At 73.3% G+C, this 22,317-nt stretch carries 21 protein-coding genes; 16 read left to right on the top strand and 5 right to left on the bottom strand.

Going from position 1 to position 22,317, the window contains the following annotated elements:
• The first annotated feature begins 2 nt into the window (after positions 1–2).
• The 5 genes from AB0D45_RS07670 (at position 3) to AB0D45_RS07650 (ending at position 5,477) form a co-directional block, all read left to right on the top strand.
• The gene (locus AB0D45_RS07670) at positions 3–1,043 is read left to right on the top strand and encodes a dipeptide ABC transporter ATP-binding protein (RefSeq protein ID WP_362455949.1); all 1,041 of its coding nucleotides are present in this window, start codon (positions 3–5) and stop codon (positions 1,041–1,043) included.
• Positions 1,044–1,941: 898 nt separating this feature from the next.
• Entirely contained in the window at positions 1,942–2,598 is a 657-nt protein-coding gene (locus tag AB0D45_RS07665) for a trimeric intracellular cation channel family protein (protein WP_361611616.1), read from the top strand.
• 57 nt (positions 2,599–2,655) lie between these two features.
• Complete coding sequence (locus AB0D45_RS07660; protein ID WP_361611618.1) at positions 2,656–3,507, top strand: thioesterase family protein; 852 nt, start codon at positions 2,656–2,658, stop codon at positions 3,505–3,507.
• 283 nt (positions 3,508–3,790) lie between these two features.
• A complete protein-coding gene (locus AB0D45_RS07655; RefSeq protein WP_361599119.1) occupies positions 3,791–4,954 on the top strand; it encodes a cysteine desulfurase family protein in 1,164 nt (387 codons plus the stop codon).
• 79 nt (positions 4,955–5,033) lie between these two features.
• Entirely contained in the window at positions 5,034–5,477 is a 444-nt protein-coding gene (locus AB0D45_RS07650) for a helix-turn-helix transcriptional regulator (protein ID WP_362455865.1), read from the top strand.
• An 86-nt stretch (positions 5,478–5,563) separates the two neighbouring features.
• On the opposite strand, the gene AB0D45_RS07645 is transcribed toward AB0D45_RS07650, so the two are convergent.
• From AB0D45_RS07645 to AB0D45_RS07630, 4 genes are all read right to left on the bottom strand, one after another.
• Positions 5,564–6,166, bottom strand: coding sequence for an ATP-dependent Clp protease proteolytic subunit (locus tag AB0D45_RS07645; RefSeq protein ID WP_361599113.1), 603 nt, complete (start codon positions 6,164–6,166; stop codon positions 5,564–5,566).
• 1 nt (position 6,167) lies between these two features.
• A complete protein-coding gene (locus tag AB0D45_RS07640; RefSeq protein WP_361599110.1) occupies positions 6,168–6,806 on the bottom strand; it encodes an ATP-dependent Clp protease proteolytic subunit in 639 nt (212 codons plus the stop codon).
• Between the two features lie 280 nt (positions 6,807–7,086).
• On the bottom strand, positions 7,087–7,569 hold the full coding sequence (locus AB0D45_RS07635) for a hypothetical protein (protein WP_362455862.1): 483 nt from the start codon (positions 7,567–7,569) through the stop codon (positions 7,087–7,089).
• Positions 7,566–8,216: an N-acetylmuramoyl-L-alanine amidase gene (locus tag AB0D45_RS07630; RefSeq protein ID WP_362455860.1), complete on the bottom strand. Its 651-nt coding sequence runs from the start codon at positions 8,214–8,216 to the stop codon at positions 7,566–7,568. Before AB0D45_RS07630 ends, AB0D45_RS07635 begins: the two co-directional genes overlap by 4 nt.
• Before the next feature lie 68 nt (positions 8,217–8,284).
• On the opposite strand from AB0D45_RS07630, the gene mnmA reads away from it, so the two are divergent.
• Complete coding sequence (gene mnmA / locus AB0D45_RS07625; RefSeq protein WP_361599099.1) at positions 8,285–9,424, top strand: tRNA 2-thiouridine(34) synthase MnmA; 1,140 nt, start codon at positions 8,285–8,287, stop codon at positions 9,422–9,424.
• On the opposite strand, the gene AB0D45_RS07620 is transcribed toward mnmA, so the two are convergent.
• On the bottom strand, positions 9,421–10,344 hold the full coding sequence (locus AB0D45_RS07620; protein ID WP_362455858.1) for an NADP-dependent oxidoreductase: 924 nt from the start codon (positions 10,342–10,344) through the stop codon (positions 9,421–9,423). The two genes, mnmA and AB0D45_RS07620, sit on opposite strands and share 4 nt — an antisense overlap.
• A gap of 126 nt (positions 10,345–10,470) precedes the next feature.
• Between AB0D45_RS07620 and AB0D45_RS07615 the strand changes: the two genes are divergently transcribed.
• The 10 genes from AB0D45_RS07615 to gatB all read left to right on the top strand — a co-directional run bounded on the left by AB0D45_RS07615 (position 10,471) and on the right by gatB (position 22,211).
• Positions 10,471–11,517, top strand: coding sequence for a helix-turn-helix domain-containing protein (locus AB0D45_RS07615; RefSeq protein WP_362455856.1), 1,047 nt, complete (start codon positions 10,471–10,473; stop codon positions 11,515–11,517).
• A 52-nt stretch (positions 11,518–11,569) separates the two neighbouring features.
• Positions 11,570–11,914 carry a DUF1330 domain-containing protein gene (locus tag AB0D45_RS07610; protein ID WP_361599090.1) on the top strand — a complete coding sequence of 115 codons (345 nt, stop codon included), beginning with the start codon at positions 11,570–11,572 and terminating at the stop codon, positions 11,912–11,914.
• A gap of 65 nt (positions 11,915–11,979) precedes the next feature.
• On the top strand, positions 11,980–12,669 hold the full coding sequence (locus AB0D45_RS07605; protein WP_361599087.1) for an SDR family oxidoreductase: 690 nt from the start codon (positions 11,980–11,982) through the stop codon (positions 12,667–12,669).
• On the top strand, positions 12,666–13,649 hold the full coding sequence (locus tag AB0D45_RS07600; protein ID WP_362455853.1) for a methionine synthase: 984 nt from the start codon (positions 12,666–12,668) through the stop codon (positions 13,647–13,649). Before AB0D45_RS07605 ends, AB0D45_RS07600 begins: the two co-directional genes overlap by 4 nt.
• A 31-nt stretch (positions 13,650–13,680) precedes the next feature.
• On the top strand, positions 13,681–15,885 hold the full coding sequence (ligA, locus tag AB0D45_RS07595; RefSeq protein WP_362455851.1) for an NAD-dependent DNA ligase LigA: 2,205 nt from the start codon (positions 13,681–13,683) through the stop codon (positions 15,883–15,885).
• Between the two features lie 389 nt (positions 15,886–16,274).
• The gene (locus AB0D45_RS07590) at positions 16,275–18,491 is read left to right on the top strand and encodes a bifunctional diguanylate cyclase/phosphodiesterase (protein ID WP_361599078.1); all 2,217 of its coding nucleotides are present in this window, start codon (positions 16,275–16,277) and stop codon (positions 18,489–18,491) included.
• A gap of 149 nt (positions 18,492–18,640) precedes the next feature.
• Complete coding sequence (gene gatC, locus AB0D45_RS07585; RefSeq protein ID WP_007266718.1) at positions 18,641–18,937, top strand: Asp-tRNA(Asn)/Glu-tRNA(Gln) amidotransferase subunit GatC; 297 nt, start codon at positions 18,641–18,643, stop codon at positions 18,935–18,937.
• A complete protein-coding gene (gene gatA / locus AB0D45_RS07580; protein WP_362455947.1) occupies positions 18,937–20,442 on the top strand; it encodes an Asp-tRNA(Asn)/Glu-tRNA(Gln) amidotransferase subunit GatA in 1,506 nt (501 codons plus the stop codon). The genes gatC and gatA overlap by 1 nt, the downstream gene beginning before the upstream one ends.
• On the top strand, positions 20,439–20,684 hold the full coding sequence (locus AB0D45_RS07575; RefSeq protein ID WP_030295076.1) for a hypothetical protein: 246 nt from the start codon (positions 20,439–20,441) through the stop codon (positions 20,682–20,684). Before gatA ends, AB0D45_RS07575 begins: the two co-directional genes overlap by 4 nt.
• Positions 20,685–20,699: 15 nt before the next feature.
• Positions 20,700–22,211, top strand: a complete 1,512-nt coding sequence (gatB, locus tag AB0D45_RS07570) for an Asp-tRNA(Asn)/Glu-tRNA(Gln) amidotransferase subunit GatB (protein ID WP_361599070.1) — start codon at positions 20,700–20,702, stop codon at positions 22,209–22,211.
• The last annotated feature ends 106 nt before the right edge of the window (positions 22,212–22,317 follow it).

Raw genomic sequence — 22,317 nt, 5'->3', positions numbered from 1 at the left:
ACATGAAGAAGGACGCGGCGGAGACCGCCGTGCAGGACACCGGGGCGGAGCCGCTGCTGAAGGTGACCGGACTGGTCAAGCACTTCCCCATCAGCAAGGGGATGCTGCGGCGCCAGGCCGGGGCCGTCAAGGCCGTCGACGGGATCGACTTCGAGGTCCGGCGCGGTGAGACCCTCGGCATCGTCGGCGAGTCCGGCTGCGGCAAGTCGACCATGGGCCGGCTGATCACGCGCCTGCTCGAACCGACCGGCGGGCGCATCGAGTTCGAGGGCCAGGACATTACCCACCTCGGCGTGGCGGGCATGCGGCCGCTGCGCCGGGACGTCCAGATGATCTTCCAGGACCCGTACGGCTCGCTGAACCCCCGCCACACGGTCGGTGCGATCGTCTCGGCCCCCTTCAAGCTCCAGGGAGTCACCCCGGAGGGCGGGATCAAGGCGGAGGTGCAGCGGCTGCTGGCCCTGGTCGGCCTGAACCCGGAGCACTACAACCGCTACCCGCACGAGTTCTCGGGCGGCCAGCGCCAGCGCATCGGCATCGCCCGGGCGCTCGCGCTCAAGCCGAAGCTGGTGGTGGCGGACGAGCCGGTGTCCGCGCTGGACGTCTCCATCCAGGCCCAGGTGGTCAACCTGCTGGACGACCTCCAGGAGGAGCTCGGCCTGACGTACGTGATCATCGCGCACGACCTGTCGGTCATCCGGCACGTCTCGGACCGCATCGCGGTGATGTACCTCGGCAAGATCGTGGAACTCGCGGACCGCAAGTCGCTGTACGAGTCGCCCATGCACCCGTACACCAACGCCCTGCTCTCCGCCGTCCCGGTCCCGGACCCGCGCCGGCGCGGGGCGAAGAGCGGCCGCATCCTGCTCAAGGGCGACGTCCCGTCGCCGATCTCCCCGCCGGCGGGCTGCCGCTTCCACACGCGGTGCTGGAAGGCGACGGAGGTGTGCGGCAAGCAGGACCCCCCGCTGGTCGCCCTCAAGCCGGGCCACGAGGTGGCCTGCCACCACCCGGAGAACACCCAGCCGACCCCGACGGCCTGACGCGCGGCTAGCCCGGCTCGGCGCCGGGGCGCCCCGGCTTTTCGACGCGCCGCTCGCACGGCTCGGCGCTGGGGCGCCTTCCCGGCTTCGCGCCGCTGCGCCGGACTCCGTCCGGCGGACGTCGGGCGGGGTCGTGGGCCCACGCGGGGGCCGGCCGTCGCCTGCGGGTCTAGGGCCGCTGCGCGGAGCGGCCCCCGACCCGCCCTTCCACCGTTCCCCGGGGCTCCGCCCCGGCCCCGGCAACCCGGGCTGTGCCCGGCGCGCGGGCTGTGCCCGACACCCGGGCTGTACCGGGCACCCCGGGCATTGCCCGGAAACCCGGGCTGTGCCCGGAAACCCGTGCTGTGCCCGGCACCCGGGCTGGGTCGGGCACCCGGGTTGTGCCCGGCGCGCGGGCTGTGCCCGGTACTCGGGCTGTACCGGGCACCCCGAGCTGTACCGGGTAACCCGGGCTGTGCCCGGCCCCCGGGCTGGGTCGGGCGACCCGGGCTGTGCCCGGCACCCGGGTTGTGCCCGGGACCCCTGGGCTGTACCGGGCATCCCGGGCTGTACCGGGCATCCCGGGCTGTACCGGGCATCCCGGGCTGTGCCGGGCAACCCGGGCTGTGCCCGGCAACCCGGGCTGTGCCCGGCAACCCGGGCTGTGCCCGGTAACCCGGGTTGTGCCCGGCACCCCGGGCTGGGCCGGGGTGCCGGTTGGGCCGAACCCCTCGGGGTTTCGGTTCGCGGGCTTTCCGTTGGGTGGTTCAGCCTCGCCGGCGGTTGAGGCGCGGGGGCTGGGGGCGGAGCCGCCGAGGTGGGGGCCGGGGCGGAGCCCCGGGGAACGGGCGAAGGGTGGGGCGGGGAGCAGCCCCGCGCAGCGGACACCGCCGGCCCGCCGCCAGGCGACAATGGCGGGGTGTTCCACGATCTCTTCCCGCCCGGCATCCAGCACGCCCTGGACCTCGCGGGCATCTTCGTCTTCGCCACCGCCGGCGCCCTCCTCGCGGTCCGCAAGAACTTCGACGTCTTCGGCATCGCCGTCCTCGCCCTCGTCACCGCCCTCGGCGGCGGCCTGCTGCGCGACCTCTGCATCGGCGCCGTCCCGCCCGCCGCGTTCAGCGAGCTCAGCTTCTTCGTGACCCCCCTCATCGCGGCCGCGATCGTCTTCTTCCTCCATCCCGAGGTGCAGCGCATCAACCGCGCCATCAACGTCTTCGACGCCGCCGGCCTCGGCCTGTTCTGCGTGTCGGGCACGACCAAGGCCTACGAGTACGGCCTCGGCCTGACCTCCTCCGCCGCCCTGGGCGTGGCCACCGCCGTCGGCGGCGGCGTGCTGCGCGACGTCCTGGTCAACGAGGTGCCCTCGCTGCTGCGCGACCGCGAGATGTACGCCGTGCCCGCCGTCGTGGGCGCCGCCATGGTGGCCCTCTTCATCAGCTTCGAGATGCTGAACCCCTTCACGACCGCCCTGGCGACCGTCACCACCTTCGTGCTGCGCCTGCTCGCGATGCGCTACCACTGGCGTGCCCCGCTGGCCTGGAACCGCCGTTCCTCGGTGGCCGAAGAGGTGTAGGTCCCACCCGCCGACAAAAGCTACCGCTTAGTAGCTTCGCGGTGTACCGTCATCGCCATGTCTTACGCAGCGGCCCAGGCCTCCATCGGCGACAGCGAATTCGACCGCGACACCACCATCACCGCCCGCGCGGGCGAACCCGGGGTGTACGACGCGGAGCTGTCGGCCGGCTGGACGATCATCACCGCCGTCAACGGCGGCTATCTGCTGGCCCTGGTCGGCCGGGCCCTCGCGGCGGCCCTGCCGCACCCGGACCCCTTCACCGTCTCCGCCCACTACCTCACCTCGTCCGTGCCCGGCCCCGCCGTGATCCGCACCGAGGTGGTCCGCGTCGGCCGCACCCTCTCCACTGGCCAGGCCTCCCTCTTCCAGTACGACGAGAGCGGCGCCGAGATCGAGCGCATCCGGGTCCTCGCCTCGTACGGGGACCTCGCCGCGCTCCCCGACACCGTCCACACGGTGGCGCAGCCGCCGGTCATGCCCGCGTACGAGGACTGCCTCGGCCCCGAGGCCGGCCCGGCCCCCATCCCGGGGAGCAACGCCATCGTGGACCGGCTCCGGCTGCGCCTGGACCCGGCGACGGCGGGCTGGGCGGTCGGGGCGCCGTCGGGGAAGGGCGAGATGCGCGCCTGGTTCGAGCTGGCCGACGGCCGCGACGCCGACCCGCTGTCGCTGCTGCTCGCGGTGGACGCGCTGCCGCCGACCGCCTTCGACCTCGGCCTTCTCGGCTGGGCCCCGACCGTCGAACTCACCACCCACATCCGCCACCGCCCGGCCCCGGGCCCCCTCCGCGTCGGCATCGTCACCCGCAACCTCGCCGGGGGCTTCCTGGAGGAGGACGCCGAGGTCTGGGACTCGGCGAACCGCCTGGTGGCCCAGTCCCGCCAACTGGCCCGCGCCCCCCGCTAGGGGGTCCGCGAAGTCCCGCCTGCCCTGCGACGCCTGGCACCGCACCTCGCCGCGTTGTCGGGCCTGCCCGAGTACGTCCAGTACGCGGGCGGCCCTCCGCCTTGCGATGCACGGCACCAGACGCCGCAGGGCCCGCCCTGCGGGCGGCCGGCGCTACTGTGCGGACACCCCCTAGGCCACCGGCCTCGCGCGCCGCTGCGCCGGGGCCGCGGGGTGCCGGGGTCGCGGTGGGGACCCCCGGGAGGGGTCCGGGAGGGCGATCGGCTCGTAGAATCACAAAATCATGGCCTACCTCGACCACGCCGCGACCACGCCGATGCTCCCGGAAGCCGCTGCGGCGATGACCGCGCAGTTCGCCGCCACCGGCAACGCGTCCTCCCTGCACGCCGCCGGCCGCCGGGCCCGCCGTACCGTCGAGGAGGCCCGGGAGTCCCTCGCCGAAGCCCTCGGCGCGCGACCGAGCGAGGTGGTCTTCACCGCCGGCGGCACCGAGGCCGACAACCTCGCCGTCAAGGGCCTCTTCTGGGCGCGCCGGGACGCCGACCCCGCCCGCACCCGCGTCCTCGCCAGCCCCGTCGAGCACCACGCCGTCCTCGACGCCGTGCACTGGCTCGCCGAGCACGAAGGGGCCGAGGTCGAGTACCTCCCCGTCGACCGTCACGGCCGCGTGCACCCCGAGGCCTTCCGGGCCGCGATCGAGCGGAACCCCGACGACATCGCCCTGGCCACGGTGATGTGGGCCAACAACGAGATCGGCACCGTCATGCCGGTCCGCGAACTGGCCTCCATCGCGCGGGAGTTCGCCGTACCCCTGCACTCCGACGCCGTCCAGGCCGTCGGGCAGCTCGACGTCCGCTTCGGGGACAGCGGCCTCGCCGCCATGACCGTCAGCGGCCACAAGATCGGCGGCCCCTACGGGATCGGCGCCCTGCTCCTCGGGCGGGACCAGAGCCCGGTACCCGTCCTGCACGGCGGCGGCCAGGAGCGGCACGTCCGCTCCGGCACCCTCGACGTCCCGGCCGTCGCCGCCTTCGCGGTCGCGGCCGTACTCGCCGCCGAGCGGCGCGAGCGGTTCGCCGCCGAGGTCGGCGCCCTGCGCGACGAGCTGATCGGGGCCGTGCTGGCCGCCGTCCCCGACGCCGTCCTCGGCGGTGACCCCGTCGACCGGCTCCCGGCCAACGCCCACTTCAGCTTCCCCGGGTGCGAGGGGGACTCCCTCCTCCTGCTGCTGGACGCGCAGGGCATCGAATGCTCCACCGGCTCCGCCTGCACCGCCGGCGTGGCCCAGCCGAGCCACGTCCTGCTGGCGGCGGGCACCGACCCGCAGCTGGCCCGCGGCACCCTGCGGTTCTCCCTGGGGCACACCTCCACGAAGGAGGACGTCGCCGCGGTCGCCGCCGCCATCGGCCCCGCCGTCGAACGCGCCCGCACCGCCGGCCTCACCTAGGGAGGCCGGCCCGGACGGCTTCACCCAGGGCAGAACGCCGCTCCCTTCCCCCCGCACCCCGGATCCCTAGGGTGAAGGGGTGAACACTCATACGCCGAACGAGCCCCGCGTCATCCGCCTGCGCCCGCAGACCCCGCCGCCCGGTTCCGGCGGGGCGGCCGTCGCCCCGCGGCGACCGGAGGGAGCGCCGCGGCCACCCGCGCCGAAGGAGCCCCTGTGGCGCGACCTCGTCGGCGACGTGCTGCGGCGCGAGCGGCTCGCCCAGGAGCGCACGCTGAAGGACGTCGCGGAGGCGGCCCGGATCTCGATGCCGTACCTGTCGGAGGTGGAGCGCGGACGCAAGGAGGCCTCCTCCGAGGTGCTCGCCGCCGCCGCAGGGGCCCTCGGGCTCGGCCTCGGCGACCTGCTCCTGCTCGCCGGGGACGAGCTGGCCCGGCACGCCCGGAGCCGGATGGCCCGGGGCCGCACCTCGCCCGCGTCGCCCACGGCGGCCCGGTACGACGGGCTCTGCCTCGCCGCCTGACCGGACGGACCGGACCGGGCCGACGGCCGGTACGACGGGGCGCGCCCCCGCCGTACCGGCCGGCCCCCGGCCACGGCAGGGCGGGGTCAGGCGAACCCGAACCGCCGGCTCAGCACCTCGTCGGCGAGCCCGTAGGCAACGGCCTCCTCGGCGGTGAACACCTTCTCCCGGTCCATGTCCGCGCGCAGGGTCGCCACGTCGTGGTGCGTGTGCCGGGACAGGACCTCCTCCACCTGTGAGCGGATGCGGACCATCTCCTCGGCCGCGAGGCTGAGGTCGGAGACCGTCCCCTGCCGGCCGCCGCTGGCCGGCTGGCCGAGCAGCACCCGCGCGTGCCGGAGCACGAACCGTCGCCCGGGATCCCCGCCGGCCAGCAGCACCGCCGCCGTCGACGCCGCCTGACCCACGCAGAAGGTGGAGACGGGCGCCTGGATGAAGGTCATCGTGTCGTAGATCGCCATCAGCGAAGTGAACGATCCGCCGGGCGAGTTGAGATAGATGGCGATCTCCTGCTCCGGGTTCGCCGACTCCAGGTGCAGGAGCTGCGCGATGACCACGTTGGCGACCCCGTCGTCGATCTCGGTGCCGAGGAAGATGACCCGCTCGTTCAGCAGCCGGCTGAAGACATCGTAGGACCGCTCGCCCTGCGCGGTGCGCTCGGTCACGTAGGGAACCGTGTACGACCCCATGTCACAGCCCCGTCCGTCGGCGCGGCGTGGCCGGGCGGATGTCGGCGAGCGACTCCACCACCCGGTCCACCATCCCGTACTCCCTGGCCTGTTCGGCCGTGAACCAGCGGTCCCGGTCACCGTCCCGCGCGATCGTCTCCTCGCTCTGCCCGGTGTGCTCGGCGATGATCCGCTCGACGGCCCTCTTGATGAACCGCAGGTTCTCCGCCTGGATCTCGACGTCCGCGGCGGTGCCGCCGATGCCCGCCGACGGCTGGTGCATCATGATCCGCGCGTTCGGCAGGGCGTACCGCTTGCCGGGCGTCCCGACGGTGAGCAGGAACTGGCCCATGCTGGCGGCGAACCCCATCGCCAGCGTCGAGACGTCGTTGGGGATGAGCCGCATCGTGTCGTAGATGGCGAGGCCCGCGGTGACCGATCCGCCGGGGCTGTTGACGTACAGGGCGATGTCGGAGCGCGGGTCCTCCGCCGACAACAGCAGCAGCTGCGCGCACACGCGGTTGGCGGACACCTCGTCGACCTGGGTGCCGAGGACGACGATCCGCTGGTCGAGCAGCCGTGCCGCGAGATGGTCGTCGAAGCGGCCGGGCGGTGTGCCGCCCTCCTCCGCGCGGGGCGCGAGCATGGTGAGGGGAGTCATCTCTTCTCCTTGTCGGGGCGGGATGCCGTCGACTCCACTCTTGACTCCCGGAGCCCCCCGGACGCCGTTCCTCTGCCCCCGGCAGATCCGCCACGGGCGGACACGACGTCCCGGCAGTACCCTCTCGGGATGCGCCGCACGGACCACGGGTGGTCACGGCCGGAGGCGGCCTGCTCAGCAGCGCACTGGCCACGGCGGGGCCGCTGGCCGGCCGGCCGCGCCGCACCTCCTGGACGTGGCGGGCCGCGGTGTCCCCCTGACGGGATCCGCAGGCCGCCCTTCAGTCCCAGGAGTTGAACAGCAGACCGCCCAGGGTGTCGATGCCGTAGGCGCGGACCTGGCGCCACTCGGACGGCGAGAGCACCGAGGTGTCCACCTCGGACAGGGGCGCGGTCAGCGTCTCGGCGGCCAGGACCGCGAACCCCGCGTGCACGAAGGCCTGGGACCAGGGCGGCGGTGTGAGGAACTCGTCCCGGTACCAGTCCCGGAGCTGAGCCGCGAAGGCGATCCAGGGATGGTGCGCGTGGCACAGGACGACGCTCGGCCCCGCCCCGCCCGTCACGGACGCGCTGTGAAAGCTCCGGGGGTACGCCCGCGCCTCCACGCCGCCCACCGTGCCTCCGGCGGCCCGGGCTGCGGCGTACAGGGCGGCGCGGAAGGCAGGCAGGCCCGTCTCGGGCAGCGGGCCGTGCTCCGGCCGGAAGAAGCCCGTCGCCCCCCGCGGCAGCACGAACGCCGGTGCCGCCTCGCCGGAGCCCCTCACCCCGGGAGCTGCGCCCGCACCAGGGCGATGTAGCGGTCCCAGTCCCAGTGGGGGCCCGGGTCCGTGTGGTCGGCGCCCGGGACCTCGTCGTGGCCGAGGATGTGCTTGCGGTCCACCGGTATGCCGTACCTCCGGCAGACGTCGGCGGCCAGCCGGGCCGAGGCCGCGTACATGGCGTCCGTGAAGTCCCGGGGCCGGTCGACGAAGCCCTCGTGCTCTATCCCGACGCTGCGCTCGTTCATCGAGCGGCTCGCCGCGTGGAAGGCCACGTCCAGCTCGCGCACCATCTGCTCCACATGGCCGTCCTGGCGCACGATGTAGTGCGCCGACGCCTTGTGCCACGGGTTCTTGAACGCGTCCACCGAGGACGCGAAGCCGCCCTGCGTGACATGGACCACGATCCGGTCCACCCGGTAGTCGTCGGGCCGGTCCGCGAGCCGCCAGTTCGCCGGCGAGGCCGCTGTCCAGCCCGCGCCCGCGTAGTCGATCTCCCCCTCCTTGCGCGGCTTGGACACCCCGGGCAGCAGCCACCAGGCCCGCCCGATCTCCTCCCGGGCCGTGACCCCCGCCGCCGCCAGGAGCCCCAGCCCGCCCAGCAGCACCGCCCGCCGGGTCAGGCGCCGCCCCTTCTCCACCTGCTCCGCCATGTGATCCACCCCCCACAGCCGACAACGCGCCGTGACCCCGCCCGGTTCCCCGTACCCTGGAGGGTGCTATGACTGAGAACCTGCCGCGCACCGCCCGCCCCCTCCGCGTCCTGGCCGCCATGTCGGGCGGTGTGGACTCCGCCGTCGCCGCCGCCCGCGCGGTCGAAGCCGGGCACGACGTCACCGGGGTCCATCTGGCGCTCTCCGCGAACCCCCAGTCCTTCCGGACCGGCGCCCGCGGCTGCTGCACCATCGAGGACTCCCGCGACGCCCGCCGCGCGGCCGACGTCATCGGCATCCCCTTCTACTGCTGGGACCTCGCCGACCGCTTCCGCGAGGACGTCGTCGAGGACTTCGTCGCCGAGTACGAGGCCGGGCGCACCCCGAACCCCTGCCTGCGCTGCAACGAGAAGATCAAGTTCGCGGCGCTGCTCGACAAGGCCCTCGCCCTCGGCTTCGACGCCGTCTGCACCGGCCACTACGCCACCATCGTCGAGAACGCCGACGGCTCCCGCGAGCTCCACCGCGCCTCCGACATGGCCAAGGACCAGTCCTACGTCCTCGGCGTCCTCGACGAGAAGCAGCTCGCGCACGCCCTCTTCCCGCTCGGCGACACGATCACCACCAAGGACGAGATCCGCGCCGAGGCCGAGCGGCGGGGCCTGGCCGTCGCGAAGAAGCCCGACAGCCACGACATCTGCTTCATCGCCGACGGCGACACCCAGGGCTTCCTCGCCCGGCGCCTCGGCAAGGCCGAGGGCGACATCGTCGACGCGGCCACCGGTGAGAAGGTCGGCACCCACGAGGGCGCCTACGGCTTCACCATCGGCCAGCGCAAGGGCCTGCGCATCGGCCACCCGGCCCCCGACGGCAAGCCCCGCTACGTCCTCGACATCTCCCCGGTGGACAACACCGTCACCGTCGGCCCCGTCGAGGCCCTCGACGTCACCGCGCTCACCGCGATCCGCCCCCGCTGGTGCGGCTCCACGCCCGCCGCCCCCGGCACCTACACCGCGCAGCTGCGCGCCCACGGCGGCGAGACCGAGGTCTTCGCCGAGGTCGTGGACGGCGAGCTGCGCGTCACCTTCACCGAGCCGGTCCGCGGCGTGGCCCCCGGCCAGGCGATCGTCCTCTACGACGACACCCGCGTGGTCGGCTCCGCCACCATCGCCACCACCACCCGGGCGGCGGCCCCCGCCACCGCCTAGCGGACCGTCAGGACGATCTTGCCGGTGGTGCGGCCCCGCTCGCCGATCTCGTGGGCCTGCGCGGCCTGCGCCAGCGGCAGGACCGTGTCGATGACGGGCCGCAGCCTGCCCTCCTCCACCAGGGCCGCGATCTCCGCCAGACCCCGGAAGTCGGGCTCGACCAGCGTCCAGCCGGTGTGGACGCCCTCCGCGTCCGCCGGCACGTCGTCCGGGGAGGGCAGCGTCACCAGGTGGCCGCCGGGCTTGAGCACCTTCAGCGAGTGCTGCCCGTTGTCCCCGCCGAGGGAGTCGATCACCACGTCGACGTCCGAGACCGCCTCGGTGAAGTCGGCCGACCGGTAGTCGATCAGCTCGTCCGCCCCCAGTTCGCGCAGCAGCTCGTGCTTGGCCGCGCTCGCCGTGCCGATCACGTACGCCCCGCGCGCCTTGGCGATCTGCACCGCGAGGTGGCCGACGCCGCCCGCCGCCGCGTGGATCAGCACCCGCTGCCCGGGCGTGACACCGGCCGTGTCCACCAGCGCCTGCCAGGCGGTCAGCGCCGCCAGCGGCAGTGCGGCCGCCTGCACGTGGTCGAGGGAGGCGGGCTTGCGGGCGAAGTGCCGGGCCGCGCCCACCACGTACTCCGCGTAGCCGCCCGCCTGCCGCGGGAAGCCCGGCATTCCGTACACCTCGTCGCCGGGGGCGTAGAGGGTCACGCCCGGGCCGACCGCCTCGACGGTGCCGGAGACGTCCCAGCCCACGATCGGGGTCTCGCCCCAGGCGATCAGGGCGCCGCTGGCCCGGGTCTTCCAGTCGACGGGGTTCACGCCGGCCGCGTGGACGCGTACCAGGATCTCGTTGAGGCCCGGCTCCGGCCGCTCGATCTCCCGCTCGACCAGGGTCTCGGGGCCGCCCCATCCGTTCACGACGATCGCACGCATGTCTGTCTTCCTCATTCCATGGATTTCCGTCCGATACCGGGTCCTCCCCGGCGACACGTCCCACACTCGGGCATCGCAGGACGCCGTGGTATTGGCCGGATGGCCAGGGTGTGACAGGATCTGGCCATGGGCAGTGCACGGAATTCGACGGCGGAGGCCGGGGCCGGCCGGCGGACCCACCGGGTCGCGGTGCTGGCGCTGCCCGGTGTTCCCCCCTTCGAGCTGGGCATTCCCTCCCGCGTCTTCGGCAGCGCCGTGGACGGGGCCGGGCAGCCCCTGTACGAGGTCACCGTCTGCACCGCCGACGGCCGCCCCGTCCTCAGCGACGCCGGCTTCACCGTCCAGCCCGCCGCCGGGCCGGAGGCCCTGGCCGCCGCCGACACCGTCATCCTCCCGCCCACCCACGCCATGCCCGAGCTGGCCCGCGGCGGGCCCCTGCCCCCCGAGGTCACCGCGGCCATCGCCGGAATCCGCCCCGGCACCCGCCTCGTCTCCATCTGCACCGGCTCCTACGTGCTCGCCGCCGCCGGACTCCTCGACGGCCGCCCCGCCACCACCCACTGGAACCTGGCCCCCGAGTTCCGCCGGGCCTACCCCCGCGTCCAGGTCGACGAGGAGGTCCTCTTCGTCGACGACGGCGACGTCCTGACCTCCGCCGGCGTCGCCGCCGGGGTCGACCTGTGCCTGCACCTGATCCGCCGCGACCACGGGACGGCCGTCGCCAACCGGGCCGCCCGCATGTGCGTCGTACCGCCCTGGCGCGACGGCGGGCAGGCCCAGTACATCGACCGCCCCGTCCCCGCCCCCACCGTCGCCACCACCACCGCCACCCGCGCCTGGGCCCTGGAACGCCTCGCCGAGCCGATCACCCTGGGCGAGCTCGCCGCGCACGCCCGGATGAGCCAGCGCACCTTCACCCGGCGCTTCCGCGACGAGGTCGGCATGACCCCCGTGCAGTGGCTCACCGGGCAGCGCCTGGAGGTAGCCCGCCAGCTGCTGGAGTCCAGCGACCTGCCCGTCGACCTCGTCGCGCACCGCGCCGGCTTCGGCTCCGCCAACTCCCTGCGCCAGCACATGCGGACCGCCTTCGGCGTCTCCCCGATCGCCTACCGCCGCACCTTCGGCCCGCACACCATGACCCCGGAGGTAATCGCCACCGCCGACGCCCGCTGACAGCCTGGGTGCAGGAGCCGGAACCACCCGGCCCGCGACCAGGGAGACCACCATGACCGCGTACGCCATCGCCCACCTGCGCCGGCCCACGATCAACGAGGACGTCCTCCGCTACATCGAGGAGATCCAGGCCACCATGGACCCCTTCGGCGGCCGCTTCCTCGTCCACGGCAAGGAGGTCGAGGTCCTCGAAGGCCCCTTCCCCGGCACGGTCGTCGTCATCGGCTTCCCCGACATGGAGCGCGCCCGCGCCTGGTACGCCTCGCCCGCCTACCAGGCCATCCTCCCGCTGCGCACCCGTCACATCCCGGGCGAGACCCTCCTGGTCGAGGGCGTCCCCGCCGACTACGACGCCCGGGGGACCGCCGGATCCCTGCGCGGGGCCGCCGGAGCCTGAACCGCCCGCCGGGAGCCGCGGACCGTGGCGGCCGCGGGGCCGGGGCGGATGCGAGCATGGGCCGTATGGCTACTCACCTGATCACCGGCGCCGGCTCCGGCATCGGCGCCGCCGTCGCCGCCCGCCTGCACGCCCGCGGCGACGACCTCGTCCTCCTCGCCCGCGACGCCGCCCGCGCCCGGCAGCTCGTGGAGCGCTACCCGGGCGCGCGGACCCTCGTGGGCGACCTCGCGGACCCCGACCGGTTGTCGTGGGCGTTCTCCAAGCAGCCGGTGCCCGAACGGATCGACTCCCTGCTGCACATCGCCGGGATCGTCGACCTCGGACCCGTCGGCGACCTCCGCCCCAAGACCTGGCACCAGCAGCTCAACGTCAACCTCATCGCCCCCGCCGAGGTCACCCGGCTGCTGCTGCCCACCCTGCGGGCCTCCAAGGCCACCGTCGTCTTCGTGAACTCCGGCGCCGGGCTCCACGCCCACGCCGAGTGGAGCGCCTACGCCGCCTCCAAGCACGGCCTCAAGGCCCTCGCCGACTCGCTGCGCGAGGAGGAGAAGGGCAACGGCGTACGCGTGACCTCCGTCTACCCGGGCCGCACCGCCAGCCCCATGCAGGCCAAGGTGCACTCCCAGGAGGGCAAGGAGTACGACCCCGCCGCCTGGATCGACCCCGAGTCCGTGGCGACGACCATCGTCATGGCCGTCGACCTGCCGCGCGACGCCGAGGTCAACGACCTGTCCGTCAGGCCCGGCCGATGACCGCGGGCGCCACCGGGGTCGGCTCCCTGCCGGGCGGCGACGCCCGCGAGGCCGCCAAGACCGTCACCGGCTCCTTCGAGGAGTTCCCGTACCTGCCCGAGCTGCCCGCCCGCGGGCCGGGCGCGGACATGATCGGCCGCTCCCTGGGGCTGCTCGTCGACCTGTACGCCCACGTCGAGCCCAGCGGCTGGCGGATCAGCGACCGGCCCGGCCGGGACACCCGGCGCGCCCGGTCCTGGCTGGGGGAGGACCTCGACGCCCTGGAGGAGTTCACCCAGGGCTACACGGGCAAGCTGAAGGTCCAGGCCGTCGGCCCGTGGACGCTGGCCACCGCGCTCGAACTGCACGGCGGCGAGGCCGTGCTCCAGGACCCCGGAGCCTGCCGCGACCTGGCCGGATCCCTCGCGGAGGGCCTGCGCGAGCACCTGGCCGACGTACGCAAGCGCGTACCCGGCGCCGAGATCGTCCTCCAGTACGACGAGCCCTCGCTCACCGCCGTCCTGCTCGGCCGGGTCCGCTCGGCCAGCGGCTACCGCACCTACCGGGCCGTCGACCGGCAGGTCGTCGAGAGCACCCTGCGCGACCTGTTCGCCGTGCACCAGGGGGAGGTCGTCGTGCACTCCTGCGCGCCCGAGGTGCCCTTCGCGCTGCTGCGCCGGGCCGGCGCCACGGGCGTCTCGTTCGATTTCTCCCTGCTCACCGAGCGCGAGGACGACACCATCGGCGAAGCCGTCGAAGACGGCCTGAAACTCTTCGCCGGAGTGGTGCCGGGCACCGACGTCCCGTTGTCGGACCCGGGCGGTAGCGTCATGGGTGTCAGGAAGCTTTGGCGCAGGCTGGGGCTGGCTCCGGGGACTCTCGCCGAGTCCGTCGTGGTCACCCCCTCGTGCGGTCTGGCGGGCGCCTCGCCCGCGTACGCCCGCGCGGTGCAGGCCCATTGCGTCAGGGCGGCGAGGTCGCTCGCCGACAACCCTGAGTGACGGTCGAGGACGGGCCACGGGAGGACACGGCATGGCAGCCGAACAGCAGGACACGGCAGTACCGACGGCGGCGCGCGAGCAGCACCAGCTGCTCGCCGAGCAGGTCGAGGAGCACCGCTTCCGGTACTACGTGAACGACGCGCCGGTCGTCAGCGACGCCGAGTTCGACCAGCTGCTGCGCTCGCTGGAGGCCCTGGAGGAGCAGTACCCGGAGCTGCGCACGCCCGATTCGCCCACCCAGAAGGTGGCCGGGGCGTACGAGACCGACTTCGCCTCCGTCCAGCACCGCGAGCGGATGCTCTCCCTCGACAACGCCTTCGACGACGATGAGCTGTCCGCCTGGGCCGACCGGGTGGCCCGGGACGTGAACACCCCGGACTACCACTACCTGTGCGAGCTCAAGGTGGACGGCCTCGCCGTCAACCTCACCTACGAGAACGGCCGCCTCACCCGCGCCGCCACCCGCGGCGACGGCCGCACCGGCGAGGACATCACGCCCAACGTCCGCACCATCGCCGAGATCCCGGACCGCCTGCGCGGCGACCGGGTCCCGGCCCTGGTCGAGATCCGCGGCGAGGTGTACTTCCCGATGGAGAAGTTCGAGGAGCTCAACGCCCGGCTCGTGGAGGCCCAGGGCAAGCCCTTCGCCAACCCGCGCAACGCCGCGGCCGGTTCGCTGCGCCAGAAGGACCCGAAGGTCACGGCGACCCGCCCGCTGCACATGGTGGTGCACGGCATCGGGGCCCGCCAGGGCCTCGAGATCGAGCGCCAGTCGCAGGCGTACGAGCTGCTGCGCGAGTGGGGCCTGCCCACCGCCCGGCACAACAGGGTCGTCTCCTCGCTGGCCGAGGTGCGCGAGTTCATCGCCCACTTCGGCGAGAACCGCCACTCGGTGGAGCACGAGATCGACGGCGTCGTCGTCAAGCTGGACGAGATCGCCCTCCAGGGCCGCCTGGGCTCCACGGCCCGCGCCCCACGCTGGGCCATCGCCTGGAAGTACGCACCCGAAGAGGTCAACACCAAGCTGATCGACATCAAGGTCGGCGTCGGGCGCACCGGGCGCGTGACCCCGTACGCCCAGGTGGAGCCGGTGACGGTGGCCGGCTCCGAGGTCGAGTTCGCGACCCTGCACAACCAGGAGGTCGTCAAGGCCAAGGGCGTGCTCATCGGGGACACCGTCGTCCTGCGCAAGGCGGGCGACGTCATCCCCGAGATCCTCGGCCCGGTGGTGGACCTGCGGGACGGCACCGAGCGCGAGTTCGTCATGCCGGCCCAGTGCCCCGTCTGCGGGACGGAGCTGCGCCCGATGAAGGAGGGGGACATCGACGTCCGGTGCCCCAACGGGCAGACCTGTCCCGCCCAGCTGCGCGAGCGGCTCTACTACCTGGCCGGCCGCCAGAGCCTGGACATCGAGAACTTCGGCATCGTGGCCGCGGCGGCGCTGACCGGCCCGCTGGAGCCCGCCGAGCCGCCGCTGCTGGACGAGGGCGACCTCTTCGACCTCACCATCGAGCAGCTGCTGCCCATCAAGGCGTACGTCCTGGACGCGGACAGCGGCCTGCCCAAGCGGGACCCGAAGACCGGCGAGGAGAAGATCGTCAGGGTCTTCGCCAACCAGAAGGGCGAGCCGAAGAAGAACGCCCTGGCCATGCTGGAGAACATCGCGGCCGCCAAGAGCCGCCCGCTCGCCCGCATCATCAACGGCCTGTCGATCCGGCACGTCGGCCCGGTCGCCGCGGAGGCGCTCGCCCGCGAGTTCCGCTCGATCGAGCGCATCGAGCAGGCCACCCTTGAGGAGCTGACGGCCACCGAGGGCGTCGGCGCGATCATCGCCGCCTCCCTCAAGGAGTGGTTCGCCGTCGACTGGCACCAGGAGATCCTGCGCAAGTGGCGGGCGGCCGGTGTCCGGATGGAGGAGGAAGGTTCCGCCGAAGAGGAGGGGCCGCGCCCGCTGGAAGGGCTGACCGTGGTCGTCACCGGCACCCTGCAGAACCACACCCGGGACGGGGCCAAGGAGGCCCTGCAGAGCCGCGGGGCCAAGGTCACCGGCTCGGTGTCGAAGAAGACCTCCTTCGTCGTCGTCGGCGACAACCCCGGCTCCAAGTACGACAAGGCCGTCCAGCTGAAGCTGTCGATCCTCGACGACGCCGGCTTCGCGGTGCTGCTCGAGCAGGGGCCCGACGCGGCGCGCGAGGCGGCGCTGCCGCTGGAGGGCGGCCCCGCGCAGGAGCAGTAGCGGACCCGGACCGGAACTCCCCGGGTACGGCTCTGCGGGGGAACGGATGCGTGGCCTGCGGCCGTGCGGGCGGGCGCACGCCGGGCGCGGTGTCCGGTGGTGAACGGCTGGTACAAGGCTGGTCGAGGGGCGGTGAGCTGTCGGATCATCGGACGGGTGACGGAGGGGTCCTGGTCCAAACTCACCCGTTCGGCGGATACCGTACTGATGAGGATGGCTGGTCCGCATTCGGGCAACCACCGCCGACCGCTGCCCCTGGGAGCCACTCGCGTCCTACTGTTGTGGGGTGCCCCTGTCGTGCGCGGCTGCCTGATGCGCTTTCAGCCGTGATGGCATGACACCGGGGCCATCGCGCGACATCGGCATCGCCGGCTGTGAGAGGGACGGGCATGAAACCCACCGAAAGCGCCGACCCGTCACCTGAATTCGGCGGGGAGATCCCGCCCGTACGGGCGGGCCGGCTGGGTGTCCTGGGTGCCAGGACACCGGAGACCCGCGCCCTGGAGCAGGGGGCGGGCGGACCGGGCCGGCAGGGACGGCGCACCGTGCTGCCCCTCGCGCTCGTGTGCCTCTCCGCCGTGGTGCTCGCCGCCGGCATCGCCTCGGCGCTGACCGACCGTCAGGCGCTGTTCCCCGGCGGCCCGGTGGGATGGGCGCTCGCCCTGCTCACCGGCATCATCGTCGGCCACCTCGTCGCCCTGGGCCGCGACCGCTGGTGGGGCGGCACCGGATCCGGTGCCGCGCTCACCCTCGGGGTGCTCATCCTCTACGGATGGATCCCCGCCGGACTCGTCTCCCTGGCCGTGGTGTCCCTCGTCGGGGCCGCGCGCCGGCAGCGCTGGCGGCAAGGCCTGCTGCACGGCTCCGTCGACATCCTCGGCATCGGCGCGGGGGCCCTCGTCCTGGCCGCCTTCGGTGACGCGCCGAGCGTCGAGAGGCCGTGGCTGCCGATGGACTGGGACCTCGCGGCGGCCCCCGAGGTGGTCCTGGTCGCCCTCTCCTACCTGCTGGTCACCCGGATCCTGCTGTGGTTCGCCCTCGCCCCGCGCGGCGGCGGGCTGCCCACCGTCGCCCGTACGGCCCTGCTGCGCCAGGCCCTGGTCGCCGGGGCCCTGCTCGGCATCGCCCCGCTCATCTGCGTGGTGGCCAGCACCCAGCCGGTGCTGCTGCCGCTGTTCGCCGTACCGCTCATCGCCCTCGACTCGACCCTGTGGATCGCCCGCGCCCGCGCCGAGGAGCAGCTGCGCGACCCGCTGACCGGGCTGCCGAACCGGCAGTGGCTGCTGGAGCGGGCCTGGTCCGCGCTGGACGAGGCCGAACGCCTGGGCACCCGGTCGGCCCTCGTGCTCATCGACCTGGACCGCTTCCGCGCCGTCAACGACACGCTGGGCCACCTCGCCGGGGACCGGCTGCTGCTCCAGATCGCCGAGCGGCTGCGCCAGGCGCTCCCGGCCGAGGCGGAGGCGGCCCGGCTCGGCGGCGACGAGTTCGCCGTACTGCTGCCCACCACCGACTCCACCACCAGCGCCCAGCGGGTGGCCCGCAACCTGGTCGCCGAGCTCAGCTCCCCGCTGGACCTCGACGGCCTCACCCTGGTCCTGGAGGCCAGCGCCGGGCTCGCCGTCTTCCCCGACCACGCGCTGGACGCCGAAGGGCTGCTGCGCCGGGCCGACGTGGCCATGTACCAGGCCAAGCGCGACCGGACGGGCGTGGAGGTCTACGAGTCCAAGCGCGACAGCAACACCCCCGACCGGCTCGGCCTCCTCGGCGACCTGCGCCGGGCCCTGGACGCCGGCGAAGTGGAACTCCACTACCAGCCCAAGGTCCGCTTCGACGGGCAGGTCGCGGGCCTGGAGGCGCTGGTCCGCTGGGTGCACCCCGAGCGGGGCCGGGTCTCCCCGGACGAGTTCATCGCGATCGCCGAGACCTCCGGGCTGATGCCGCACCTGACGGAGTACGTCCTGGAGACCGCCCTCGCCCAGGTCGCCCGGTGGCGGGCGCAGGGCCTGAAGGTCCCCGTCGCCGTCAACGTCTCGCCGCGCGACGTCCACACCCCGGGCTTCGCCGGAGCCGTCGCGGCGCGGCTCGCCCGGCACGGCGTCCCGGCGAGCGGCCTCCAGCTGGAGATAACGGAACACGTCCTGCTGGAGGACCCGCAGCGGGCGGCCGACACCATGGCCGGGCTGACCGGCCACGGAGTCAAGATGTCCCTGGACGACTTCGGCACCGGCTACTCCTCCCTGGTGCACCTGCGGCGGCTCCCGGTGAGCGAGCTGAAGATCGACCGCTCCTTCGTGGCGCGGCTGGCCGTCGACGCCCAGGACGCGGAGATCGTCCGCTGCACGGTCGACCTCGCCCACTCCCTGGGCCTGCTGGTCGTCGCCGAGGGCGTCGAGGACGACGAGACCTGGGAGCGCCTGCGCGACCTCGGCTGCGACGCCGTACAGGGCTGGCTGGTCGCCGCCGCCATGCCCCCGCAGGAGGCCACCGCCTGGCTCCTGGCCCGCGGCGAGCGCGGCTGGCGCCGACCGGCCGACATCACGGCGGAACTCGCCGCCGCGGCCTCCTCCACCGCCGCCGCCACCTCCGACACCCCGGCCCCGTAGGCGGACGGGGCGGCGGGAAGCGGCCGGCGCGCGGTGGTGCGGCCCGGCCACGGAAGGGGGCGGCGGCAAACCGTTTAACGGGTCGGGGGCCCGGCCCCATAGGATTGGGGCCGAAACCTACACACTCACCACCCCCAGAGGATCGCTGCATGCCTGGCATCACGCGCGAGGAGGTCGCCCACCTCGCTCGGCTGGCACGTCTGGAGCTGAAGAGCGAAGAGCTCGACCACTTCGCAGGACAGCTCGACGACATCATCGGCGCGGTCGCCCGCGTTTCCGAGGTCGCCGACCAAGACGTCCCGCCGACCTCCCACCCGCTGCCGCTGACGAACGTCATGCGCGCGGACGAGGTCCGTCCCTCGCTCACCCCCGAGCAGGCGCTTTCCGGTGCTCCCGCCCAGGAGCAGCAGCGTTTCAAGGTGCCGCAGATCCTGGGGGAGGACTAATCACCATGGCCGACACCCACATCATCAAGCTCACGGCCGCCGAGACCGCCGAGAAGATCGCCTCCGGCGAGCTCACGGCCGTCGAGGTCACCGAGGCCCACCTCGCGCGCATCGAGGCGACGGACGAGAAGGTCAACGCCTTCCTGCACGTCGACCGCGAGGGCGCACTCGAGCAGGCCCGCGCCGTGGACGCCAAGCGCGAGCGCGGCGAGGAGCTCGGCCCGCTGGCCGGCGTCCCGCTCGCCCTCAAGGACATCTTCACCACCACCGGGGTCCCGACCACCGTCGGTTCGAAGATCCTCGAGGGCTGGATCCCGCCCTACGACGCCACCGTGACGCGCAAGCTCAAGGAAGCCGGCGTCGTCATCCTCGGCAAGACCAACATGGACGAGTTCGCCATGGGGTCCTCCACCGAGAACAGCGCCTTCGGCCCCACCGGCAACCCCTGGGACCTCACCCGGATCCCCGGCGGCTCCGGCGGCGGTTCCGCGGCCGCGCTGGCCGCCTTCCAGGCCCCGCTCGCCATCGGCACGGACACCGGCGGCTCCATCCGCCAGCCCGCCGCCGTCACCGGCACCGTCGGCGTGAAGCCCACGTACGGCGGTGTCTCCCGCTACGGCATGGTGGCCTTCTCCTCCTCCCTGGACCAGGGCGGCCCGTGCGCCCGTACGGTCCTGGACGCGGCCCTCCTGCACGAGGTCATCGCCGGCCACGACCCGCTCGACTCCACCTCCATCGACGCCCCGGTCCCGCCGGTCGTCGAGGCCGCCCGCAACGGCTCCGTGGCCGGCATGCGCGTCGGTGTGGTCAAGCAGTTCGCCGGCGAGGGCTACCAGGCCGGCGTCATCCAGCGCTTCAACGAGTCGGTGGAGCTGCTCAAGGAGCTCGGCGCCGAGATCGTCGAGCTGGACTGCCCGTCCTTCGACCTCGCCATGGCCGCCTACTACCTGATCGCGCCGTCCGAGGCCTCCTCGAACCTGGCCCGCTTCGACGCCATGCGCTACGGCCTGCGCGTCGGCGACGACGGCACGAAGTCCGCCGAGGACGTCACCGCCCTGACCCGCGAGGCGGGCTTCGGCGACGAGGTCAAGCGCCGCATCATCCTCGGCACGTACGCGCTCAGCTCCGGCTACTACGACGCGTACTACGGCTCCGCCCAGAAGGTCCGCACGCTCATCACGAAGGACTTCGAGAAGTCCTTCGAGCAGGTCGACGTGATCGTCTCCCCGACCACCCCGACCACCGCCTTCGCGATCGGTGAGCGCACCGACGACCCGCTGGCGATGTACCTCGCGGACCTGTGCACCATCCCGACCAACCTGGCCGGCAACTCCGCCATGTCGCTGCCGTGCGGCCTGGCACCGGAGGACGGCCTGCCGGTCGGACTGCAGATCATCGCCCCGGCGATGAAGGACGACCGCCTGTACAAGGTCGGTGCCGCCGTCGAGGCCGCCTTCACCGCGCGCTGGGGTCACCCGCTGCTCGAGGAGGCTCCGTCGCTGTGAGTTCCAGTGCACTGTCCAAGGCCAAGGGCTTCAAGAAGTCCAAGTCCGGCACGTACCTGTCGATCGGCACCACCGCGTTCGGTGCCATCAGCGTGATCAAGCAGGCCAGGAAGGCCCGCACCGAGAACGACACGCTGAAGCTGGTCGACGCCGTTGTGTCCGCCGCCGCCATCGTCACCGGCCTCGCGATCCTGTACCGCGAGCTGAAGCGCCTCGGCGACGACGACGTCCTGCTGGGCTGAGAGGGAAGTTTCACCGTGACCACCTTCACCGAACTGCTGTCGTACGAGGACGCCCTCGCGTCGTACGACCCCGTCATGGGCCTCGAGGTCCATGTCGAGCTCGGCACCAAGACCAAGATGTTCTGCGGCTGTTCCACCGAGCTGGGCGCCGAGCCCAACTCGCAGACCTGCCCGACCTGCCTCGGTCTGCCCGGCTCCCTCCCGGTCGTCAACGCGATCGGCGTGGAGTCCGCCGTCAAGATCGGCCTCGCCCTCAACTGCGAGATCGCCGAGTGGTGCCGCTTCGCCCGGAAGAACTACTTCTATCCGGACATGCCGAAGAACTTCCAGACCTCCCAGTACGACGAGCCCATCGCCTTCAACGGCTACCTGGACGTCCAGCTGGAGGACGGCGAGGTCTTCCGCGTGGAGATCGAGCGCGCCCACATGGAGGAGGACACCGGCAAGTCGCTGCACGTCGGCGGTGCCACCGGCCGCATCCACGGCGCGTCCCACTCCCTGCTGGACTACAACCGCGCCGGCATCCCGCTCATCGAGATCGTGACCAAGCCCATCGAGGGCGCGGGCGAGCGGGCCCCCGAGGTCGCCAAGGCGTACGTCGCCGAGCTGCGCGAGGTCATCAAGGCGCTCGGCGTCTCCGAGGCCCGCATGGACAAGGGCCAGATGCGCTGCGACGTCAACCTGTCGCTGCGCCCCTCGCCCGAGGCGCCGTACGGCACCCGCAGCGAGACGAAGAACGTCAACTCGCTGCGCTCCGTCGAGCGCGCGGCCCGCTTCGAGATCCAGCGCCACGCGGCGGTGCTCTCGTCCGGCGGCTCGATCGTGCAGGAGACCCGGCACTTCCACGAGGAGGACGGCTCCACCACGGCCGGCCGCATCAAGGACAACGCCGAGGACTACCGCTACTTCCCGGAGCCGGACCTGGTGCCCGTGGCCCCGGCCCGCGCCTGGGTCGAGGAGCTGCGCGCCGGTCTGCCCGAGATGCCGCGCGTGCGCCGCAACCGCCTCCGCGAGGAGTGGGGCGTCACCGAGCACGACATGCAGTCGATCCTCAACGCCGGCGCCGTGGACTCCATCGTCGCCACCATCGAGGAGGGCGCCGACTCGGCCGCCGCCCGCAAGTGGTGGATGGGCGAGCTGGCCCGCAACGCCAACGAGAAGGGCGTCTCGGTCGACGAGCTGCCGATCACCCCGGCCCAGGTGGCACGGGTCGCGGCGCTCGTCGCGGAGGGCTCGCTCAACGACAAGCTGGCCCGCCAGGTCATCGAGGGCGTCCTCGCCGGCGAGGGCACCCCGGACGAGGTCGTCGACAAGCGCGGCCTGAAGGTCGTCTCGGACGAGGGCGCGCTCGGCGCGGCCGTGGACGAGGCCATCGCGGGCAACGCGGCCATCGCCGACAAGATCCGCGGCGGCAAGATCGCCGCCGTCGGCGCCCTGGTCGGCGCGGTCATGAAGACCACCCGCGGCCAGGCCGACGCGGCCCGCGTCAAGGAGCTCATCCTGGAACGCCTGGGCGTCGAGGGCTGATCCCTCCCCGCTCCTGACGAAGGCCCCGCACCGTCTCCCGGTGCGGGGCCTTCGCCGTGTCCCGTGGGGCCGTGGGGCGCGGATGGTGCGGCGTGTCCGGATGTGA

This window comes from Streptomyces sp. NPDC048352 (assembly GCF_040651895.1).
Classification (GTDB): Bacteria; Actinomycetota; Actinomycetes; order Streptomycetales; family Streptomycetaceae; genus Streptomyces.
The sequence above is the reverse complement of the archived record's forward strand: the minus strand, read 5'-3'. Positions and strand labels throughout refer to the sequence as shown.